The 18,260-nt window shown below is 49.6% G+C and carries 15 protein-coding genes and 5 pseudogenes; 5 read left to right on the forward strand and 15 right to left on the reverse strand.

The window, feature by feature from the left end; genetic code table 11:
• Positions 1-6: 6 nt before the first annotated feature.
• Complete coding sequence (locus tag LU633_RS24500) at positions 7-1,215, reverse strand: IS256 family transposase (protein WP_046371917.1); 1,209 nt, start codon at positions 1,213-1,215, stop codon at positions 7-9.
• A gap of 260 nt (positions 1,216-1,475) precedes the next feature.
• On the opposite strand from LU633_RS24500, the gene LU633_RS24505 reads away from it, so the two are divergent.
• The gene (locus tag LU633_RS24505) at positions 1,476-1,682 is read left to right on the forward strand and encodes a helix-turn-helix transcriptional regulator (RefSeq protein WP_016191372.1); all 207 of its coding nucleotides are present in this window, start codon (positions 1,476-1,478) and stop codon (positions 1,680-1,682) included.
• Between the two features lie 175 nt (positions 1,683-1,857).
• Here the strand turns inward: LU633_RS24505 and LU633_RS24510 are convergent.
• Positions 1,858-2,594: pseudogene (locus LU633_RS24510) on the reverse strand (Rpn family recombination-promoting nuclease/putative transposase); the annotation flags it as partial.
• Positions 2,595-2,703: 109 nt separating this feature from the next.
• Positions 2,704-3,237: pseudogene (locus LU633_RS24515) on the reverse strand (recombinase family protein).
• 102 nt (positions 3,238-3,339) lie between these two features.
• Between LU633_RS24515 and LU633_RS24520 the strand changes: the two are divergent.
• Positions 3,340-4,071: pseudogene (locus LU633_RS24520) on the forward strand (tyrosine-type recombinase/integrase); the annotation flags it as partial.
• Positions 4,072-4,657: 586 nt separating this feature from the next.
• Positions 4,658-5,173: a zinc uptake transcriptional repressor Zur gene (zur, locus tag LU633_RS24525; RefSeq protein ID WP_016191377.1), complete on the forward strand. Its 516-nt coding sequence runs from the start codon at positions 4,658-4,660 to the stop codon at positions 5,171-5,173.
• Between the two features lie 122 nt (positions 5,174-5,295).
• Here zur and LU633_RS24530 read toward each other — a convergent pair.
• A pseudogene (locus LU633_RS24530) lies at positions 5,296-5,500 on the reverse strand (CsbD family protein).
• 223 nt (positions 5,501-5,723) lie between these two features.
• On the opposite strand from LU633_RS24530, the gene LU633_RS26385 reads away from it, so the two are divergent.
• Positions 5,724-5,864, forward strand: coding sequence for a hypothetical protein (locus tag LU633_RS26385; protein ID WP_407646977.1), 141 nt, complete (start codon positions 5,724-5,726; stop codon positions 5,862-5,864).
• A 118-nt stretch (positions 5,865-5,982) separates the two neighbouring features.
• Here the strand turns inward: LU633_RS26385 and LU633_RS26390 are convergent.
• From LU633_RS26390 to LU633_RS24550, 3 genes and pseudogenes are all read right to left on the reverse strand, one after another.
• Positions 5,983-6,138, reverse strand: a pseudogene (locus tag LU633_RS26390) (MATE family efflux transporter DinF); the annotation flags it as partial.
• Positions 6,139-6,232: 94 nt separating this feature from the next.
• Entirely contained in the window at positions 6,233-6,841 is a 609-nt protein-coding gene (gene lexA, locus LU633_RS24545) for a transcriptional repressor LexA (RefSeq protein ID WP_016191381.1), read from the reverse strand.
• Positions 6,842-6,947: 106 nt separating this feature from the next.
• Positions 6,948-7,316 carry a diacylglycerol kinase gene (locus LU633_RS24550; protein ID WP_016191382.1) on the reverse strand — a complete coding sequence of 123 codons (369 nt, stop codon included), beginning with the start codon at positions 7,314-7,316 and terminating at the stop codon, positions 6,948-6,950.
• Positions 7,317-7,445: 129 nt separating this feature from the next.
• Here LU633_RS24550 and plsB point away from each other — a divergent pair, with 129 nt between their 5' ends.
• A complete protein-coding gene (gene plsB, locus LU633_RS24555; RefSeq protein WP_016191383.1) occupies positions 7,446-9,866 on the forward strand; it encodes a glycerol-3-phosphate 1-O-acyltransferase PlsB in 2,421 nt (806 codons plus the stop codon).
• Between the two features lie 173 nt (positions 9,867-10,039).
• Here the strand turns inward: plsB and ubiA are convergent, their stop codons facing one another.
• The 8 genes from ubiA to pgi all read right to left on the reverse strand — a co-directional run bounded on the left by ubiA (position 10,040) and on the right by pgi (position 18,175).
• Positions 10,040-10,924 carry a 4-hydroxybenzoate octaprenyltransferase gene (gene ubiA / locus LU633_RS24560; protein ID WP_016191384.1) on the reverse strand — a complete coding sequence of 295 codons (885 nt, stop codon included), beginning with the start codon at positions 10,922-10,924 and terminating at the stop codon, positions 10,040-10,042.
• Position 10,925: 1 nt separating this feature from the next.
• Entirely contained in the window at positions 10,926-11,453 is a 528-nt protein-coding gene (ubiC, locus tag LU633_RS24565) for a chorismate lyase (RefSeq protein ID WP_016191385.1), read from the reverse strand.
• Between the two features lie 141 nt (positions 11,454-11,594).
• Positions 11,595-11,993 carry a phosphate-starvation-inducible protein PsiE gene (gene psiE, locus LU633_RS24570; RefSeq protein WP_016191386.1) on the reverse strand — a complete coding sequence of 133 codons (399 nt, stop codon included), beginning with the start codon at positions 11,991-11,993 and terminating at the stop codon, positions 11,595-11,597.
• Between the two features lie 153 nt (positions 11,994-12,146).
• Positions 12,147-14,243: a YjbH domain-containing protein gene (locus LU633_RS24575; protein WP_016191387.1), complete on the reverse strand. Its 2,097-nt coding sequence runs from the start codon at positions 14,241-14,243 to the stop codon at positions 12,147-12,149.
• On the reverse strand, positions 14,243-14,998 hold the full coding sequence (locus tag LU633_RS24580) for a capsule biosynthesis GfcC D2 domain-containing protein (protein WP_016191388.1): 756 nt from the start codon (positions 14,996-14,998) through the stop codon (positions 14,243-14,245). Before LU633_RS24580 ends, LU633_RS24575 begins: the two co-directional genes overlap by 1 nt.
• Positions 14,995-15,642, reverse strand: coding sequence for a YjbF family lipoprotein (locus tag LU633_RS24585; RefSeq protein ID WP_016191389.1), 648 nt, complete (start codon positions 15,640-15,642; stop codon positions 14,995-14,997). The genes LU633_RS24580 and LU633_RS24585 overlap by 4 nt, the downstream gene beginning before the upstream one ends.
• Positions 15,643-15,721: 79 nt before the next feature.
• Positions 15,722-15,970 (reverse strand): exopolysaccharide production protein YjbE, encoded by a 249-nt coding sequence (yjbE, locus tag LU633_RS24590; RefSeq protein WP_016191390.1) that lies wholly within the window; start codon positions 15,968-15,970, stop codon positions 15,722-15,724.
• A 555-nt stretch (positions 15,971-16,525) separates the two neighbouring features.
• Positions 16,526-18,175, reverse strand: a complete 1,650-nt coding sequence (pgi, locus tag LU633_RS24595) for a glucose-6-phosphate isomerase (protein ID WP_016191391.1) — start codon at positions 18,173-18,175, stop codon at positions 16,526-16,528.
• Between the last annotated feature and the right edge of the window lie 85 nt (positions 18,176-18,260).

Consider the following 18,260-nt stretch of genomic DNA (forward strand, 5'->3'; position numbering starts at 1 on the left):
ACCGTATTAAAGGTGATCGCTCAGGCGGTCACCAAACTCGATAATAAAGCGACTCATTGCCAGCCGCCAGTTCTGGATCGGCATACTCCATTTTTTCGAGGCCGACTGGATTGCCAGATATATCACCTTGCGCACTGAGTCATCTGTCGGGAACACTTTGCGTTTCTTTATCGCTGCCCGGATAACGCTGTTCAGCGACTCGATGGCATTCGTGGTGTAGATAGCCTTACGTATATCTGGTGGATAACCAAAGAACGTATTGAGATTTTCCCAGTGTGCACGCCAGCTTTTGCTGATTTGCGGATATTTGTCGTCCCAGACATCAGCGAACTTATCCAGGGCCATCAGCGCTGCTGCTTCTGTCGGAGCCTGATAAACCGCTTTCAGACCGCCAGTAACGGCTTTATAGTCCTTCCATGACACGTATTTCAGGCTGTTGCGTACCATGTGAATAATGCACAACTGGATATGCGTCTGCGGGTACACGCTGTTTATCGCATCCGGAAAGCCCTTAAGGCCATCCACGCAGGCAATCAGGATATCCTGGAGACCTCGATTCTTCAGCTCAGTCAGCACGCTGAGCCAGAACTTCGCACCTTCATTTTCTGCGAGCCACATGCCCAGTAATTCTTTCTGGCCTTCGGTGTTAATACCCAGAGCAAGGAATACGGCTTTGTTAATTACAGTGCCACTGTGGCGAACTTTTACGACAATACAGTCAAGATAAACAATGGGATACAGAGCATCCAGCGGACGGTTTTGCCACTCAGATACCTGCTCTTTCACCGCATCAGTGACTTTCGATATCAGCGTGGGTGAGACGTCCGCATCGTACATTTCTTTGAAGGTGGCGACAATCTCCCGGGTGGTCATGCCTTTTGCATACAACGACAGGATCTGACTGTCCATCTGCGTAATACGTGTCTGATTTTTCTTAATAAGCTGAGGTTCGAAGGTGCTTTCACGATCACGTGGTGTACTGATTTCAATCTCACCATCGTCGCACAACAACGTTTTTGACGAATAACCATTGCGGGTATTTGAGCCTGTTTTGGGTGCGTTCTTTTCGTGTCCGATGTGGTCAGTCAGCTCAGCATTGAGCGCAGTTTCAACTGTAAGCTTCGTCAGCATGCGGGAAAACTGGTTGAGATCGGCTTCGGTTTTCAGCCCCTTAGCCAGTTCAGCCGCAAGGGCTTTGAGTCTTTTTTCGTCCATAATTACCTGTCTCCGTTATCGAAATGAAGATATCAAAAACAGGCAGATACACAATTTAAATTACAGGCTCATCCGGCAGTTTCATCTGTTTATCAACAAGAACAGCCATTTGAAAAAGATCTGAGTTTCAGAGGTGATGAAAACCTCAGATTCTGACTAAGGCTAACCTCTATTAGCTCTGGCGTTCTCAGCTTCTGTCTCTTTCTTGCTGATTCATTCGTATAGTCATTCCCATCAAAACTACACAAGAGGAAACGACTATGAATCAGCACACTACCCGCCTTATTCGTTTACCAGAGGTTCTGCATCGCACTGGATACGGTAAAGCCTGGATCTATCACCTCATCAACCAAAATCGTTTTCCTTCCCCAGTTAAAATCGGTTCGCGCTCTGTTGCTTTCATTGAAAGTGAAGTAGACGAATGGATTCAATTGACTATCGAAAACTCACGAAAGCACATTGGCTGATTAAATTAATAAAGACCTTTCTTTGGAAAAGAAAAAAACGCAATTCATTAATATTGTAAAAAAAATAAACAATTAAAAAGGGATATATTTTACATAAAAATTTACAGGTTAAAATTAACTTAGTGTTTCTATGGCTTAGAGGTTAATTGGTAAGTATTAGGTAAATAGAATATTAAATCTCCTCGTGTTGCGGTGACTGGCGGGCCAGTTCCTGCAGGAATGCCTCGGGTCTGGCCGTGTCTCCCGTCTGCAGCATCCAGTTCATCAAAGTGATCAGCTGCTCATCGGTAGTGTAACCCGCAATCAGCAGGGTGACCAGATGTTCGGTCAGCTCAACCAGGTCGCGGGTTTGTGCGTGCTTCAGCATCAGTTCCAGCAGGGCCATCCGGCTGTGCTTCATGATTTCATCGTCATCGATGGTGCCAACATCGATGACGATGAAATCACCGGTATACAGTTTTCGTGCTGTTCCCGGGCTGGCAAACAGCTCTGTCCAGTTCAGCGTATATGGCCAGGGGCTGCCCCGTCCGTGGGAAAACAGCAGCGGAATAACCAGCGGCAGCTGCTCATGGCCGGCGTCCAGATGTTTCTGCATGGCGGCAATGGAGTACCGCATGAGTCTGAACGCCATATGCCTGTCCGGACTACTCTGGTGCTCAATGAGCGTATAAATGTATCCCTCGCCATCGGTGGTTTTCAGGGAGTACAGCACGTCGGCAAAACAGGTTCGCAGATTTTCCTCAATAAAGGAGCCTGACTCCAGCTGCAGGGTGGTCAGGTCACACAGCTGCAGCAGCTCTGCGGGCAGATGCAGGACCAGAAAATCCCGGGCGGTATCCGTATGGGTCAGGAAGGTTTTAAACAGCCCGTCATGGGGAACGACTTCCCGCCCTTTCCTTTTCTACCTGACATTACGCGTCTCCGTTGGTTTAAGTGTGCTCATCTGGCAGTATTATACCGGTGCAGAGGTCCTGGTACCTTCTGTTTCACAGGGGACCGGTCCGGGGTGGTTCGGTCCCCTTTATTCTGGTAACCCCGGACTGACTGCAACGTCACGCAGGCGCATGATGGTTTGTCGTGAGGTTCCAAATTCGCGGGCAACGGCGCTGATACTGGCTCCCACCTTCAGGTGTTCAAGCGCGGCCTGCTGTTGCTCCGGGTTCAGCGCCAGTGGCCGACCAAACTGTTTGCCTGCTGCTCTGGCCCTTGCCAAGTCAGAATATGTGCGCTCAATCAGCAGGTCTTTTTCAAACTCTGCCACCGCCCAGTGCGAGACAGTGTACGCGAATATCGGACGCTGCCAGCTGCTCCACGGTCTTCCGAACGTCCATTGCGTCACGGCCCAGGCGATCAAGCTTGGTCACTATCAGCACATCGCCATTTTCCATACGTTCAAGTAACCGGGCCGTTCGCTGGCGGTCACCGAACCGCTGATTTGTTCCTAAATCAGGCGCCGGGGTTTAACGGTAAAGCCAGCTGCTGCAATTTCCCTGCGCTGATTTTCTGTGGTCTGTTCCAGTGTGGATACCCGACAGTAAGCAAAAACTCGTGACATGGCGTCATTTTATGTACGAAATGAATGTACGAAACTAATTACACTAAGTTTTGGACAGGTGCGACAAACACTGTACGAAGCCAGTCGTTTTTGTACATACCATTAGCGACCCCAAATCTAGGTGGCAAAGCTGGCCGCACAAAGCGCTATGTCCTCGATATGCTACTGGACTGCGACATAGCCGAAATCCCCCTTACAAACCTCTCAACCAGCCACGTTATCGAACACTGCCGCCAGAGAAACGGCGCTGGTGCTGGCCCTTCCACTGTTAATCACGATGTAAGTTACTTATCTTCTGTTTTAGTTTTAGCTTCAGCTAAACCTGTCTATGGTATTGACTACACAACCACCCCCGCAACCGATGCAAGACCACTCCTGATCTAGATGGGGCTGACAGGAAAATATAAACGCCGTAGCCGACGCCCGGTAAGTGACGAGCTGGATAGATTGTTGGAAGGACTGGAAGCACGAAGCGATCACGTCGCAGCTAAAATCCCCTTCGTTGATATTCTCAACTTTTCAATCCTCAGTTGCATGAGGGTTGGAGAAATGTGCAAAATCCGTTGGGAAGACGTGGACGAAAAACAAAAAGCGGTGCTGGTGAGAGACAGAAAAGACGCGCGCAAAAAATCGGGTAATCATATGCTGGTTCCGCTGCCTGGCGATGCGTGGAGCATAGTGCAACGCCAGCCCAAAACCAGCGAGTTAATTTTCCCCTACAATTCCCGTTCCGTAACGGCGGGTTTTCAACGGGTCAGGAACGCCCTGGGTATTGAAGATTTGCGCTACCATGATCTGCGCTGCGAAGGAACCAGCCGCCTGTTTGAAGCGGGATTACGCGCACCATTATAATTGCCCGCAGCCAAAGCACCGAGCAGAGCAAAAAACAGGACCGATCAGACAACAGAATGAGAATTCCTGATTAATATACTGATTTTTTTATATTTTTAATTTCTACCCATCCAGATAAGGAATAAGTGCACAGCGAAAACACGTACAGTGAGAGACTGATTACATAATGAATATAAAGGCAATCATTCATTCCTGCGAATTAAGTAATAATAAAGTGGTTTATCTGGTTAGTGCTGTTTTATTTATCTGTTACGGACCTGAGAAAATAAGACTAGGATGCACTTTTTTTGCCCCGAAACTGGCCCGCGGCTTTAAAAACATTGTCAGGAAGATATCGCGCGATAAATAACATTAGCGGCATTAAAAAGAAAACGTATAATACTGAATTAACTGGCACCACCCATTAATTTCATTAACACACCACCAATAATGCAAATTACTGTGTTTTTCATTGGTAAATGCCCAAATCAGGGCAATTTTGCAGCGACATAATGGCTTCTGGCTGAGAATTCGGCGTTTTACATTGAGCGTGATAACATAACAAACCGATCTGGCTCTGGAGTAAATGATGACAGTAAACACCGCTGAAAAAATTCTTTTGCAGGCCGAAGCACTCTGCCAACAACGCAGCGTCAGGCTGACACCTCAGCGGCTGGAAGTGCTTCGTCTGATGTGTCAACACCAGGGCGCCATCAGCGCGTATGGCCTGCTCGATTTACTTCGCGTCAGAGAGCCACAGGCAAAACCGCCTACCGTTTATCGTGCGCTGGACTTTTTACTGGAACAGGGTTTTGTACATCGTGTTGAGTCCACAAACAGCTACGTGGTGTGTCATCATTTCGAGCAGCATTCCCATGTTTCCGCCATGCTTATTTGTGATCGCTGCGGAGCAGTATCAGAGCAGCACGCCGATGGAGTGGAAAAAATATTAAAAGCTTTGGCTCTGCCTTCAGGGTTTATTCTGACTAACAGCGTTATTGAGGCACATGGCTTGTGCAAACTGTGTGTCGAAGTGGAAGCCTGTAAACATCAGGATGCATGTGAACATGATCATGCACTGTCCCCCCGGAAACGCGGGCGTTGACTACGGGTGTTTTAAGGAATTATTGATACTCAAGGCCGTTATGTAGGGAGGAAAAGCAACCAGCGTACAGACACATCCCTGTGCCACCAACTTTGAAAATCATACCTCAACGGTGATTATTTTCAGAAGTGGTGATTGTTATGGCTTTCCCAGTCACTGAGTTCTTTCTCTGCCTGATCCTTAGCGTAGCCGTAACGTTCCTGTATTTTACCCACCAACTGATCGCGCTTACCTTCCTACTACGGTCATATAGTCGTCAGTGAGCCTGCCCTCTTTCACTTCACCTTTAATCTGTTTCCAGTTGCCGCTGGCTTCATCTTTATTCATTTGCGTTATTCCTTCAACCAGACGTTAACAGACTTGGTGATATCGTTTCAGAAAATCTACGATTGCAAAATTATGCGCTATGAAATACTGAAATTACAGTTAAATACAGTATAAATTTTGCAAATCACACGAATCAGGATTGAAATTGCTACCGTTATTGATTGGATAAGAAAAAAATTAACAAAATCAGGACATAAGAGGCGAAAAGGTTGAGTAACAGAATATGTCAACTGGCAAACCAGTTATTGTTGCGCCAGTGATTTCACCAGATTGCCCCGAGGGTGACACCACGCATTATCAGAAAAACAGTAACTTCCAGCCACAAACCGTGATTGTCCAGGATCGGCACGGTAAAGAGTGTTAAACCATAGCTACAGACTGAAATCAGCATACCGTTACGCATCTCTCTGGCACGCCTGGCGCGAATAAACATGCCGTCCGGCAGATAACATATACCCCACAGACTGGCAGGATCGATTGCCAGAACCCACCGCCACGCCGCCAAGATAGCTGGCATTATTAAGATGATCGGTTACAACGGTATCAACCAGACCAAGGAGTGGCACACTGATATTGGACAGGATCATTGGCAATGCCAGCCGCCAAAGATGCCTGTCAGAATGACTGAAGAATCGCATCATCACCCACTGGCTGACGGAGTTACAATTCAGCCCTCAGCACAATGGGGCGCGATGGCCAGCAAAAACAAAAAGTCTTTTTGTGAACAGATGCTTACAGCCAGTTACCGTTACGAATCACACCGACTGCCAGTCCCTCGATAGAAAGGATTTGTTTGTTAAGATCGACGACGATCGGCTGAAAGTCGCTGTTTTCAGGCAGAAGCTGTACGACATTCCCCTGTTTCTTCAAACGCTTCACGGTGACCTCATCATCAATGCGCGCGACCACAACCTGCCCATTATGCACATCCTGCGTTTTATGCACGGCAAGCAGGTCACCGTCCATAATGCCAATGTCTTTCATCGACATGCCACTAACGCGCAGCAGGAAATCTGCGCCAGGCTTGAACAAGTCAGGATCAACCTGATAGTGCCCTTCGATGTGTTGTTCCGCCAGCAAAGGCTCACCTGCCGCAACGCGACCAATCAGAGGCAAGCCTTCATTTTCTTCCATCATCAGACGGATACCCCGCGAGGCACCAGAGACAATTTCAATGACGCCTTTGCGCGCCAGCGCTTTAAGATGCTCTTCAGCCGCATTAGGGGAACGGAAACCAAGCTGGGTTGCGATTTCTGCACGCGTTGGCGGCATCCCAGTCTGATTAATGTGTTCACGTATCAGGTCATAAATCTGCTGCTGCCTTGCTGTTAATGCTTTCATCCCGCCCCCTGGTTGTTTATACAGTCAACTGTGAGTATATACAGGTATTTGCACATTGAAAACTAAAGTTAGGCAAAAGACAGCCATCGATAAAGTTATGCGAGCGCTAGAGAACATGCGCGAACAGCAACGTACCCCAGACAAAGATGGCCAGCAAGATAGCCAGTAAAACAGCCGCCGACCCCATATCTTTGGCTCTGCCGGACAGCAGATGGTAGTTACTACCGGTACGATCGACTACGGCCTCAATGGCGCTGTTGATCATCTCGACAATCATAATCAGCCCAACAGAGCCAATCATTAACACCCGGCTTATTGCATCAATGTCCAGCCAGCAGGCAATGATAATAGCTACGATCGCCACCACGGCTTCCTGACGGAAAGCCGCTTCATTCTGCCAGGCAGCACGGATACCTTTCCACGAGTACCCAACCGCTTTAATAATGCGAGTCAGTCCGCTAACACTGTTTGTCATGTTTGAAAAAACCTTTATATCGTAATAACGTCAGCAAACAGGGCGAGCACATTTCGCGTCACCACAGATCTCAATGGCGCTTTCTGATATGCTTGCAGCGTTTTGCTAACAAGAGGTTTCATATTGTCTATGTCAGGCTGGCGTAGTTTTTATTATAATACACTGAATTTACCGGTAAAAGTTTTGGTAAGAAGTAAGGCCATTCCTAAAGATCCCATTACTGAACTGGGACTGGATACCTCACGCCCTATTATGTATGTGCTGCCATACGATTCAAAGGCCGATCTTCTGGCGCTACGCGAGCAGTGCCGCAAGCAGGAACTTCCCGACCCGCTGGAACCCTTGGAAATAGACGGAACTGTGTTACCCCGGCATGTGTTTATTCATGATGGCCCCCGCCTGTTTCCATATTTTGTCCCTAACCTGGAATCGGTGAGGCTGTTTCACGATTATCTGGATTTGCATCGCAGCAATCCTCATCTTGATGTGCAGATGGTCCCGGTTTCGGTCATGTTTGGCCGGGCACCGGGCCGTGAGATTCAGGGTGAAGAGCAACCCCATCTGCGTATGCTTAACGGTATTCAGAAATTCTGTGCCGTACTGTGGCTGGGGCGTGACAGCTTCGTGCGTTTTTCGCCGATGGTTTCCATGCGCCGTATGGCAACCGAACACGGCACGGATAAGACTATCGCGCAAAAGCTGGCAAGAGTGGCACGAATCCATTTTGCCCGCCAGCGTCTGGCCGCCATTGGCCCTCGTTTGCCTGTCCGCCAGGATTTGTTCAATAAGCTACTGCAATCAAAAGCGATCGTAAAAGCGATTGAAGATGAAGCACGCGGTAAAAAAATCTCTCTTGACAAAGCCCAGCAGAATGCAGTGGAACTGATGGAAGAGATTGCGGCTGACTTCTCTTATGAAGCCATCCGCCTGACCGATCGCGTGATGGGTTGGTTGTGGAGCAAGCTCTATCAGGGAATTAACGTGAACGGCGGTGAGCGCGTGCGTCAGCTGGCGCAGGACGGTCATGAGATTGTCTACGTGCCTTGTCATCGCAGTCATATGGATTACCTGCTGCTTTCCTACGTGCTCTATCATCAAGGCCTGGTGCCGCCACACATTGCCGCTGGCATTAACCTGAACTTTTGGCCTGCCGGGCAGATTTTCCGCCGCCTCGGCGCATTCTTTATCCGCAGGACCTTCAAAGGCAACAAGCTTTATTCCACTGTCTTCCGTGAATATCTGGGTGAGCTGTTTACCCGTGGTTATTCCATTGAATACTTTGTGGAAGGTGGCCGCTCACGTACGGGCCGTTTGCTTGATCCTAAAACCGGCACGCTGTCGATGACCATCCAGGCGATGCTGCGCGGCGGTAATCGCCCGATCACCCTCGTGCCAATCTATATCGGGTATGAGCATGTCATGGAAGTGAGCACCTATGCTAAAGAGCTGCGTGGTGCCACCAAGGAAAAAGAAGGCTTTATGCAGATGGTGCGCGGGCTGAGAAAGCTACGCAATCTGGGTCAGGGCTATGTCAACTTTGGTGAACCCCTGCCGCTGGTCAGCTATCTTAACAGGCAGGTGCCTGAATGGCGTGAGGCCATTGATCCCCTTGAAGCACAGCGTCCGGCATGGCTGGCACCCGCGGTAAACGATATTGCTCAACGCATGATGGTGCGAATCAATAACGCCGGTGCGGCCAATGCCATGAATTTGTGTGTAACCGCCCTGCTGGCTTCCCGCCAGCGCTCGCTGACTCGTGAGCAGATGATCGACCAGCTGGACTGCTATACCCAACTGCTGCGCAATGTCCCCTATTCGCCAGACGCAACCGTGCCGGACCTGACGCCAGAAAAGCTGCTGGACCATGCATTAGGGATGAACAAGTTCGAAATCGAACAGGATAACATTGGCGAAATTATCGGGCTGCCACGCGAGCAGGCGGTGCTAATGACCTACTACCGCAATAACATTCATCATATGCTGGTGATGCCTTCTGTTATCGCGGTGATCCTGACGCAACATCGTGAAGTCACGCGTGCCGAACTGCTTCGCCAGGTCAGCGTTATTTATCCCATGCTGAAAAGCGAGTTGTTTTTGCGCTGGGAAAAAGACGAGCTGCCCGGCTTGCTGGATGCGCTGATCGGCGAGATGGCTCATCAGGGTCTGCTGAACGCAGATGAACAGGCGCTTCGCCTTTCCGCATTGCGTTTTCACACCCTACAATTGCTCGCCGCAGGCGTGCGTGAAACGCTACAACGCTACGCCATCACCTTCTCCATTCTGAGTGCCAATCCGTCAATTAATCGGGGCACGCTGGAAAAAGAGAGCCGTACAATGGCACAGCGTTTGTCAGTGCTGCATGGTATCAACGCTCCAGAATTTTTCGACAAGGCGGTGTTCTCAACGCTGGTACTGACGCTGCGCGACGAAGGTTATATCAGTGATACCGGCGACGCGCTGGTTGAAGAAACGCACAAGGTTTATCAGATGCTGGCTGATTTAATCACTCACGAAGTGAGAATGACCATTGAAAGTGCGGTTGCCCAGTAACGCAGGATAAACACCGTGTCAGCATGGCCTGAGCATGCTTGCCACAACTGCTAACGGCGTCCTTAACAGACGCCGTTTCTTCTTTTCTGAGCCTGAAACCAACGGTTATTTTTGCTGACCAAACCCTGTCTGTCGCGCATAAGGACAGCAGGGCGTAAGCAGCTGACGGCACCTTACAGCCATGCGGCAAAAGGAGCGGTACTCAGCGCTATTCCAACAAATAACACCAGCCCGACGTAATTGTTATTTAAAAAGGCATGAAAACAGGCGTCACGATCACGGTGAATAATCAATCTTTGCTGATAGATAAACAGTGCCCCTACCAGCATGACAGACCAGTAAAACGCTCCCCCGAGCTGCATTATCCAGCCCGTGAGCAGCATTAAAACCAGCGTGGCGAATTGCAGCAGGCCAACGATGAGCTTATCAAAACGCCCAAACAGGATGGCTGTCGACTTAACGCCAATGCGCAAGTCATCGTCGCGATCCACCATGGCGTATAGTGTGTCATATGCTACCGTCCAGCAAATATTGGCAAAGAACAGCAGCCAGCATACCAGCGGGACAGATTCACTGATCGCCGCCCATGCCATTGGAATTGCCCAGCCAAAAGCAGCCCCCAGCACAACCTGCGGCAAATGCGTATAACGCTTCATAAAGGGATAGACCCAAGCCAGCGCAAGTCCACCGAACGAAAGCCAGATGGCCATCGCATTCATTGTCAGCACCAGGCAAAATGAAATCAGCACTAGCCCGACAAACAGGGTTCGCGCCTCTGTGGACGTTACCGCGCCGCTGGGCAGAGGCCGTGATTGCGTGCGTTTCACATGCCCGTCAATTTTACGGTCAGCAAAATCATTCACTACACAACCCGCTGCCCGCATAAAAAACACGCCCAGCATGAACACCAGCAATATATTCAGCGGGGGGATTTGCATGCCGGCCAGCCACAATGCCCACATTGTTGGCCACAGCAGCAGCAGCGAACCTATAGGTTTATCAATACGCATCAGGCGGCTGTAAGCCTGAAATCTACTGGTTGGCAGACTTTTTTCCACGTTACAGGCTCCCTTCTGCTCGCATCGGCCAGTAAAGCGGTGCGGGCGGTAAAAACAGTTCAGTCAGTAATAAGGGTTTATCAGAGAGGCGCAGACGCGAGCGGCGCCCCCACAAGCCCCCAACCTGACCCGGCTCAATAAAATCACGCGTCAGGGTTGAAGCGGCAAAAAGATAATGCCCTAAAGGCCGAGTTCCTAAATGTTGTAACATTTGCTCCGGGCCGTTTAGCGTGGACTCCGGCACAACAGTACGCCCCGCCAGCCAGGGTACGCCGTCGCCACACAGCAATATTTCACGTAGCCAGTATCGCGACGCATGCGGTAATAAGGCCGCTTCGGCTTCAGCCTGTTCTGCCGTAATAAATTCTTCGCAGATAACATTGACCGTCACCTGTTCACAATGCTGTTCAAATCGGCGGGTCATGGAATCCTCTTCCATCAGCCAGTCAAGCAATGTGTCGGTCAACAGAGGTGAAGATGCGGGTAGCCATTCGAGGGTGCGTAGTGTCAAAAGCGCGGGAGCGGTCATTGGCTTCTCCTGGCAAAATACAGGGTGCCACAGTGTAACGCAGAGCGAACGGCAGAACACTTGGCGTTAAACAGAATTTCAAAGTGCCACGAAAACATTTGGCATCGGCAGACACAACGTGCGTAACAACCCGGTAGAAGCCTATTCACGTTTCAGTCGGTTGCTGTTTGCCAGCCAGAGCGTAATGACGAGGATCAGAATGGCGATCGAATAAGCGAGGGTATCAAACGGGTTTTTATGATCGACGATGATCAGCCGAATAATCGCGGTGATGCCAATGTAAACAAAGTAGCGCAGCGGAAAGTGATAGCCTGACTGAAAATACTTCACAATCAGTGCAATAAATTCAAAGTAGAGAAAATAGATAACGATCCCTTCTATCAATAAATAAGAAGAGATCTGTTCACCCGTGTTAAGTAACACGCTGTAAAGATGAATAGTTTCCTTGCAGAGAAATATAGACAGAATACAGGCGAGAGTAATAAGGCCGGTATTCAGTACCATCTGTAAAATCCAGGCAATACGCGCAGCGGTGATCATACAAAATCCTCAGAGGGCGATGTTAACAGTCTTAGTTATTCCAGTCCGTACAATATGCACCAGCGTGATGGAGTTCACAAGTTTCTGCAGGATGCCCACGTGAGATTTTCCGGGCAAACAAAGGGGCGAAAATTCGCCCCGAATGATAACGTCTTAACGGAAATGGTTGTCCCGGTCGCTGGTAATATCATACAACTGGTATTTACGGCCCAGCATCTGGCCACCATCACGCGTTAGCGGCGTCCAGTTGACCTGAGCGTGTTCGCGGGTTAGCGTGGTGGTGAACAGATCCATTGGGATTGAAATGTAGAAACCTTTGGTAAAATCGCCTTCGCCATATTCCTGCGCGGAAACATTGGTTTTGGTTGCATAAGCACCGACGATAATCCCGCTGTTGAACTGACGTGATACGTCAATTGTCACGCCCTTGTCCTGGGCAAGATACTGTCCAACGCTGGCTTTAATCAGCACCTGATGCTCAAAGAACGAGGGCCGCCAGTAGGCGGTCAGATTGCCGACTTTGGTGTTATAGTCGGTAAACTGCATCATATTATCCCAGTCACGCCGTTTGACGTAGTTAGCATCAAGGCCAAACGCCCAGTTAGAAGCCAGCGGACGATACAATACTTCACCCCCTACACCACCGTACATGGTTTCCAAATAACCGCCGTAGACCTGTCCATAGAAACCATTACCGAGGTAATGCATATAGTTGGCCTGTAGATTATTGAGGTAGACGTTGTTCTCAACATAATCGCGGATGTGAGTACGGACACGCGGCAGCGTAGAATCTGTCGGCGTTCCGTTGTAGTTGAACTTGTCGTAGTTGTTGGCCAGGTTAGCAAATACGCTGCCATCCAGCAGCAAATGATTGGTCAGCCAGTAACTGGCATTGCCCATCACGCCGAGCTGGTAGAGATAAAAACTTTCGGGTCCTCCCACCGACTGATTGAGCACCGGAGAAAGGCTGTAGTCCAAATCGTCAGGATCGATATGGTAACCCTGCTCGGCATGATCGGGAACAATCGGCTCTACGCGCTGTTGATCGAGCGTTTTCTCTTTGCCTAACGGATAACCTTCCAGCTGCTGGCGAAGGCTGTCGACGTGGGTGACGGTCGTCACCTGTGGCATCCGGTTACGCGTTTCAGTAACTTTGAGCGTCTCGATATTGCGCGGAAGATGATTCATCAGAATAACATTTGCACGATCAATACCTTCCTGGGTATTGCGGTATTTCGATTGCTGACCAGTTGCATAAAGCGTGTTGCCTTTCACCTGGATATCAGGCGCATTCAGTCCGGCATTATATTTCAGGTCAGTCAGTTGCTCTGCCACCACCGTCGGTTCCAGGAACTCGTCCTGCGGCTGTGGTTTATAGACAGGTTTCGCCAGATCGGCCGAGGCTGAACGCAAGTCGTCAAAGTTTGAACGTAGGGTGAAACCGGCCATAAAGGTGTTGCCACGTTCGTAGCTGACATTCACGTCGGCCCAGTCCGTGATGCGATAAATCGCGCCAACGTTGACTTTACTTTTCTGCTCCAGACGTCCGGCAAAATCGCCCTGGTAATTATTACCTTCGTATTCCACTTTCAGGCGCAGCGGCTGCCACGATGTCTGATATTCAACGCCACCAAACAGCGCGGCCGGGCCTTTAAACATATTTTTTCCGTTAACTGAACCCGCCGTTCCACTGCTACCTGAACGTTCACAATAGCTGCTGTCAGCCCGGCAAAAGGGATTAGTTACCGTGCCGCTGTTGCCCAGATAGCCAAAGCCTAAACCAAGCGTAAAATCAAATGGTCCCCATGCTTTGGTCGCCACAAAATATTCGCTGTCAAACAGCCCCGTTCCGCCGAGGTCACGCGCGCCAAGCGACACTTCTGGCAGCCAGTAACCTTCCTGCCACAAACGGACTTTCAGATCGAAAGCTTTATCTTTATAAGTCTGCCTGCCACTGAAGCTTTCTACCAAACTATAGCGACGGGTCTTCACATCGGTATAGCGGATAGTGGCTTCAAGCCAGGGGAAAAGCTGCACGGATGAGGAATAAAAACGGTACTGATCGTTGTGGCGATAGTTCAGGCTGAATTCGCCGTCCTTCGCCATTCTTGCCGTTGGCACCTGCAATAACCCGGCACCACCAAAGTCAGATTGTGAAGCACCGATGGGGTCGGCAAAGGTGTCAGCATGCGCCTGACATGCACAAGCGACGGAAATCGCCAGCAGGCTGAAGAGATAATTTTTTTTCATCAGTCAGGAATCCTGTGCGTCAGAACAGAGACAATCTGCTGGTTAAGATCTGCAAACTGGTCGGGCAGCGACCAGGAGGAAAAACCAAGGTAAATAATGCTGCCTGGCTCTGGCTCAGTGTGGCGATAGTTCCAGTAAGCAACCGGAACCTTCGTTACATCGCCGGATGGTGCAATGACGGTGGCAATACTGCGCTCTGCACCGCTGAAACGTTCGTGCTCATTTAAATAGTCGACGACCGTCCGACCAGGTAACCATGCTGTTTTGCCACTGTTGGCAATCAGGCCCGCCATAGTCAAGGTCTGCGGTTTTTGCAGAGTGTAAACGCGGTATTCCCCTTCAAGGCGACGATTATCAGCGGTACGAACGCGCACCCAGTCAGGATCAAGCGTGGCAAACTGGCGCCCGGTAACGTTTATTGCAGCAACCTGCTGCCGGACGTTATCCACGATAGCGGCTTTATCGGCCTCATCCTCCGCACGTAATTCGCTGCTCCATGCTTGCAGCCGTGCCAGCAGTTGTTGCTGTTGCTGCACAGCGGCAGTCGTGGCCTGCTTTTCTGCAATCACGGTTCCCGGCCACCAGGTCTTCCCCATCAGCGCAGGGCTTGCCACCAATTGGGCAAATTTTTGTGCATGACTGACCACAGCAGTTTGTGACTGTCCTGGGTAATAAACGGTGACCTGGCTCTCGGCAAACACCTGCATTGAGGTAAAAAGTGCCATTCCTGCAAGACAAGAGATTATTTTTTTCATGATTTTGCGGGCTTCAGGATAATGGTTTCAACGGAGAAATCAGCGCCACCCAGCTGCTGCTGCGACTGGCGAACCTGTCCTGTGCTGGTATCAAACCAGAATATGTTGGTCCACGATTTGCCGGTTGCGGGCAGAGAGACCTGCTCCAGCCAGACACGACAGGGGATTTTTTTGCCTGCCAGATCGAGCACCCGATCCTCGGTTCGTGTGAAGTGCGATATCGCAGTGGCCGCCCGAAATTGACCCGATTCGGTCCAGCTTTGCAGGCTGGTCCAGGTCGCCCCTTCCTTCAAATTGAGCGGATCGGACAAGGGGTCATGGCCGATATTGGTGACGTCCGAGAGATTGTCGCGAAGCCCAAGCGTTTTGACCACGCGACCGTGCTGGGTAACGATGACCGACCTGTCCCGGGTAATCCATTTTTGCTGCCCATTTTCATCAAAGCCCAGCACCACGAAAATGCGCTGTCCGGCATTCAGGCGCAGGTACATGCTGGCATAGGGAAGGTTATCAACCTGTTGACTGGTTACTTCAACGTCATCTGGCCCAAGCAGAGCGAGCTTGACCGTATCGGTAAGTCCTTTCTGCGTCTGAGTGCAGGCCTGCAAAAACAGGCATAAAAGCAGCAGTGGTATATAGCGCACTGGAATGGACCCCTGAGCAAAGTCTGACAATGTAAAAGAATAACCACACGATCGTGTGGTTATGATTAATCTATTTAACTTAACGTGTTGTACTGGTGGTGGTGGTCGTCGTGGTACCGGTATTCGAACCGTTCCCGCCGCTACTTGCTGCCAGCACGACGCCAACCAGCGCGCCTGCTGCGCCAACACCCACAGCGGTTGAGGTTCCGGCAGAGAGCGTCCCAGCCGTTGCGCCTGCTGCGCTACCGACCTCTTCAGGCGCGGCAAAGGCAGCAGAAGCGCCCGCCAAGTATACGATACCTGCAACAGCACATAAGACTTTTTTCATAATTTCCCCTTCATAATTTCCCCTTCATAAATTAATGGATAAACAACCTGAAGGGTTTCAGGCGAGTCCATTATAAAGCATTAAGTTGACAGAATTAATGGAAGGGAATGAACAGTCCGGTCCCATTAATTCTGTCAAAAAATAAAGTCATTTTAGTGCTTTTACGCGTATTTATAATGATTCATTCAATGTCTTAGCATGTATTACTGAAATGATGCATTAATGCAGTGACAGTGACTAATAATGTCATTCAGGTTCAGAACGGAATATTATTGATTAATGCACGTAAAAAATTAGCATAAAAACATTTTATATCAAAACGTTACATTTATTCGGCAGCATAATAAGCTCGCATTAAGTAAAAGTACGTTTCAGAATTATCCTGTATTAAATATCGCAATATCAATATTTTTTGGGATTTTTCTCATAACATATCAGAACGCCTATCCTAGCAGCCACGTATAATGATTTTCTTTTTTTACCCGGACAGAAAAAAGGGCCTTTGTATTAAAATCAGGCCCTGTAAAAATGAATTAAGTCGCGCTCAAAAGAATATTAATCTCGCCAGTTTTTATAACGGTTGATTAGCCCGTTGGTTGAACTATCGTGGCTGCTAACCGCTTCATGACCAGAAAGCTCGGGCAGAATGCGATTAGCAAGCTGTTTACCCAGCTCAACGCCCCACTGGTCAAAGGTGAAGATATTAAGGATCGCCCCTTGGGTAAAAATTTTGTGTTCGTACAACGCAATCAATGCGCCAAGGCTAAAGGGCGTGATCTCGCGCAGAAGGATTGAGTTGGTTGGGCGATTCCCTTCAAAAACCTTAAATGGCACGATATGCGCGACGGACTGCGCATCTTTCCCCGCGTCTGTAAATTCCTGTGCCACCACATCACGCGATTTACCAAACGCCAGCGCTTCCGTTTGAGCAAAGAAGTTTGACAGCAGTTTGTCGTGATGGTCGCCAAGTTGATTGTGGGTGACGGCAGGTGCAATAAAATCACAGGGAATCAGCTTGGTTCCCTGATGAATAAGCTGATAAAACGCATGTTGGCCGTTTGTTCCAGGTTCTCCCCAGATAATCGGGCCAGTTTGATACGTCACCGGCTGCCCGTTACGATCGACATATTTACCGTTAGACTCCATATTTCCCTGTTGAAAATATGCAGCAAAGCGGTGCATGTACTGATCGTAAGGCAGGATAGCTTCGGTTTCGGCATCAAAGAAATTGTTGTACCAAATACCGATTAGCGCCAGCGTAACCGGCAGATTCTGCTCCACTGGCGTGACAGCGAAGTGCTGATCCATGGCATGCGCACCACTCAGCAATTTTTCAAAATTGTCGAATCCAATCGACAGGATGATGGACAGGCCAATGGCAGACCACAGTGAATAACGGCCCCCCACCCAGTCCCAGAACTCAAACATGTTAGCCGTATCGATACCGAACTCACCGACCGCTTTGCCGTTGGTAGAGAGCGCCGCAAAGTGTTTGGCCACATGCTGCTCATCACCCGCCGCTTTCAGGAACCAGTCACGGGCGCTGTGCGCGTTGGTCATGGTTTCCTGAGTGGTAAAAGTTTTGGATGCCACCAGGAACAGTGTTGTTTCCGGGCTGAGGTCCTTAACCGTTTCCGCAATGTGCGTACCGTCAACGTTAGAAACAAAATGCATGTTCAGATGGTTTTTATAGGGACGCAGCGCTTCCGTCACCATAAATGGTCCCAAATCGGAACCGCCGATACCGATATTAACCACGTCGGTGATCGTCTTACCGGTATAGCCTTTCCACTCACCGCTGATAATGCGCTCAGAGAACGATTTCATCTTCTCCAGTACCGCATTCACCTCTGGCATCACATCCTTGCCGTCAACGATGATCGGCGTATTACTGCGGTTGCGCAGGGCAACATGCAGCACGGCACGATCTTCAGTACGGTTAATTTTTTCGCCGGAAAACATCGACTCGATCGCACCCTGCAGATCGGTTTCTTTCGCCAGATCCTGTAATTTGCTGAGGGTTTCACGCGTGATGCGGTTTTTGGAAAAATCCACCAGCATCAGATCGTCAAAGGTGGCAGAAAAAGCTGAGAATCGCTCGCTGTCCCGGGCAAACAGCTCGGCTATCTGCACGTCTTTCATCTCACCAAAATGCTGCTCCAGCGCCTGCCAGGCAGCGGTTTGTGTCGGATTAATACTTTTCATATCAACACACTCTTTTTCAATTGAGAACCGTAAATCAGACCGGACCTTATGTTACCCGTTGCGAACATTCAGCTCCCCTTTTCCT

The sequence above is a fragment of the Erwinia tracheiphila genome (genome assembly GCF_021365465.1).
Lineage (GTDB): Bacteria > Pseudomonadota > Gammaproteobacteria > Enterobacterales > Enterobacteriaceae > Erwinia > Erwinia tracheiphila.

Bases quoted from the DNA above. Each gene is read 5' to 3' on its own strand.
- LU633_RS24500 (WP_046371917.1), bottom strand. From the start codon at position 1,215: ATGGACGAAAAAAGACTCAAAGCCCTTGCGGCTGAACTGGCTAAGGGG.
- yjbE (WP_016191390.1), bottom strand. From the start codon at position 15,970: ATGAAAAAAGTCTTATGTGCTGTTGCAGGTATCGTATACTTGGCGGGC.
- psiE (WP_016191386.1), bottom strand. From the start codon at position 11,993: ATGATCACCGCTGCGCGTATTGCCTGGATTTTACAGATGGTACTGAAT.
- pgi (WP_016191391.1), bottom strand. From the start codon at position 18,175: ATGAAAAGTATTAATCCGACACAAACCGCTGCCTGGCAGGCGCTGGAG.
- LU633_RS24505 (WP_016191372.1), top strand. From the start codon at position 1,476: ATGAATCAGCACACTACCCGCCTTATTCGTTTACCAGAGGTTCTGCAT.
- LU633_RS24575 (WP_016191387.1), bottom strand. From the start codon at position 14,243: ATGAAAAAAAATTATCTCTTCAGCCTGCTGGCGATTTCCGTCGCTTGT.
- plsB (WP_016191383.1), top strand. From the start codon at position 7,446: ATGTCAGGCTGGCGTAGTTTTTATTATAATACACTGAATTTACCGGTA.
- LU633_RS24550 (WP_016191382.1), bottom strand. From the start codon at position 7,316: ATGACAAACAGTGTTAGCGGACTGACTCGCATTATTAAAGCGGTTGGG.
- lexA (WP_016191381.1), bottom strand. From the start codon at position 6,841: ATGAAAGCATTAACAGCAAGGCAGCAGCAGATTTATGACCTGATACGT.
- LU633_RS26385 (WP_407646977.1), top strand. From the start codon at position 5,724: ATGTCAACTGGCAAACCAGTTATTGTTGCGCCAGTGATTTCACCAGAT.
- LU633_RS24580 (WP_016191388.1), bottom strand. From the start codon at position 14,998: ATGAAAAAAATAATCTCTTGTCTTGCAGGAATGGCACTTTTTACCTCA.
- zur (WP_016191377.1), top strand. From the start codon at position 4,658: ATGACAGTAAACACCGCTGAAAAAATTCTTTTGCAGGCCGAAGCACTC.
- ubiC (WP_016191385.1), bottom strand. From the start codon at position 11,453: ATGACCGCTCCCGCGCTTTTGACACTACGCACCCTCGAATGGCTACCC.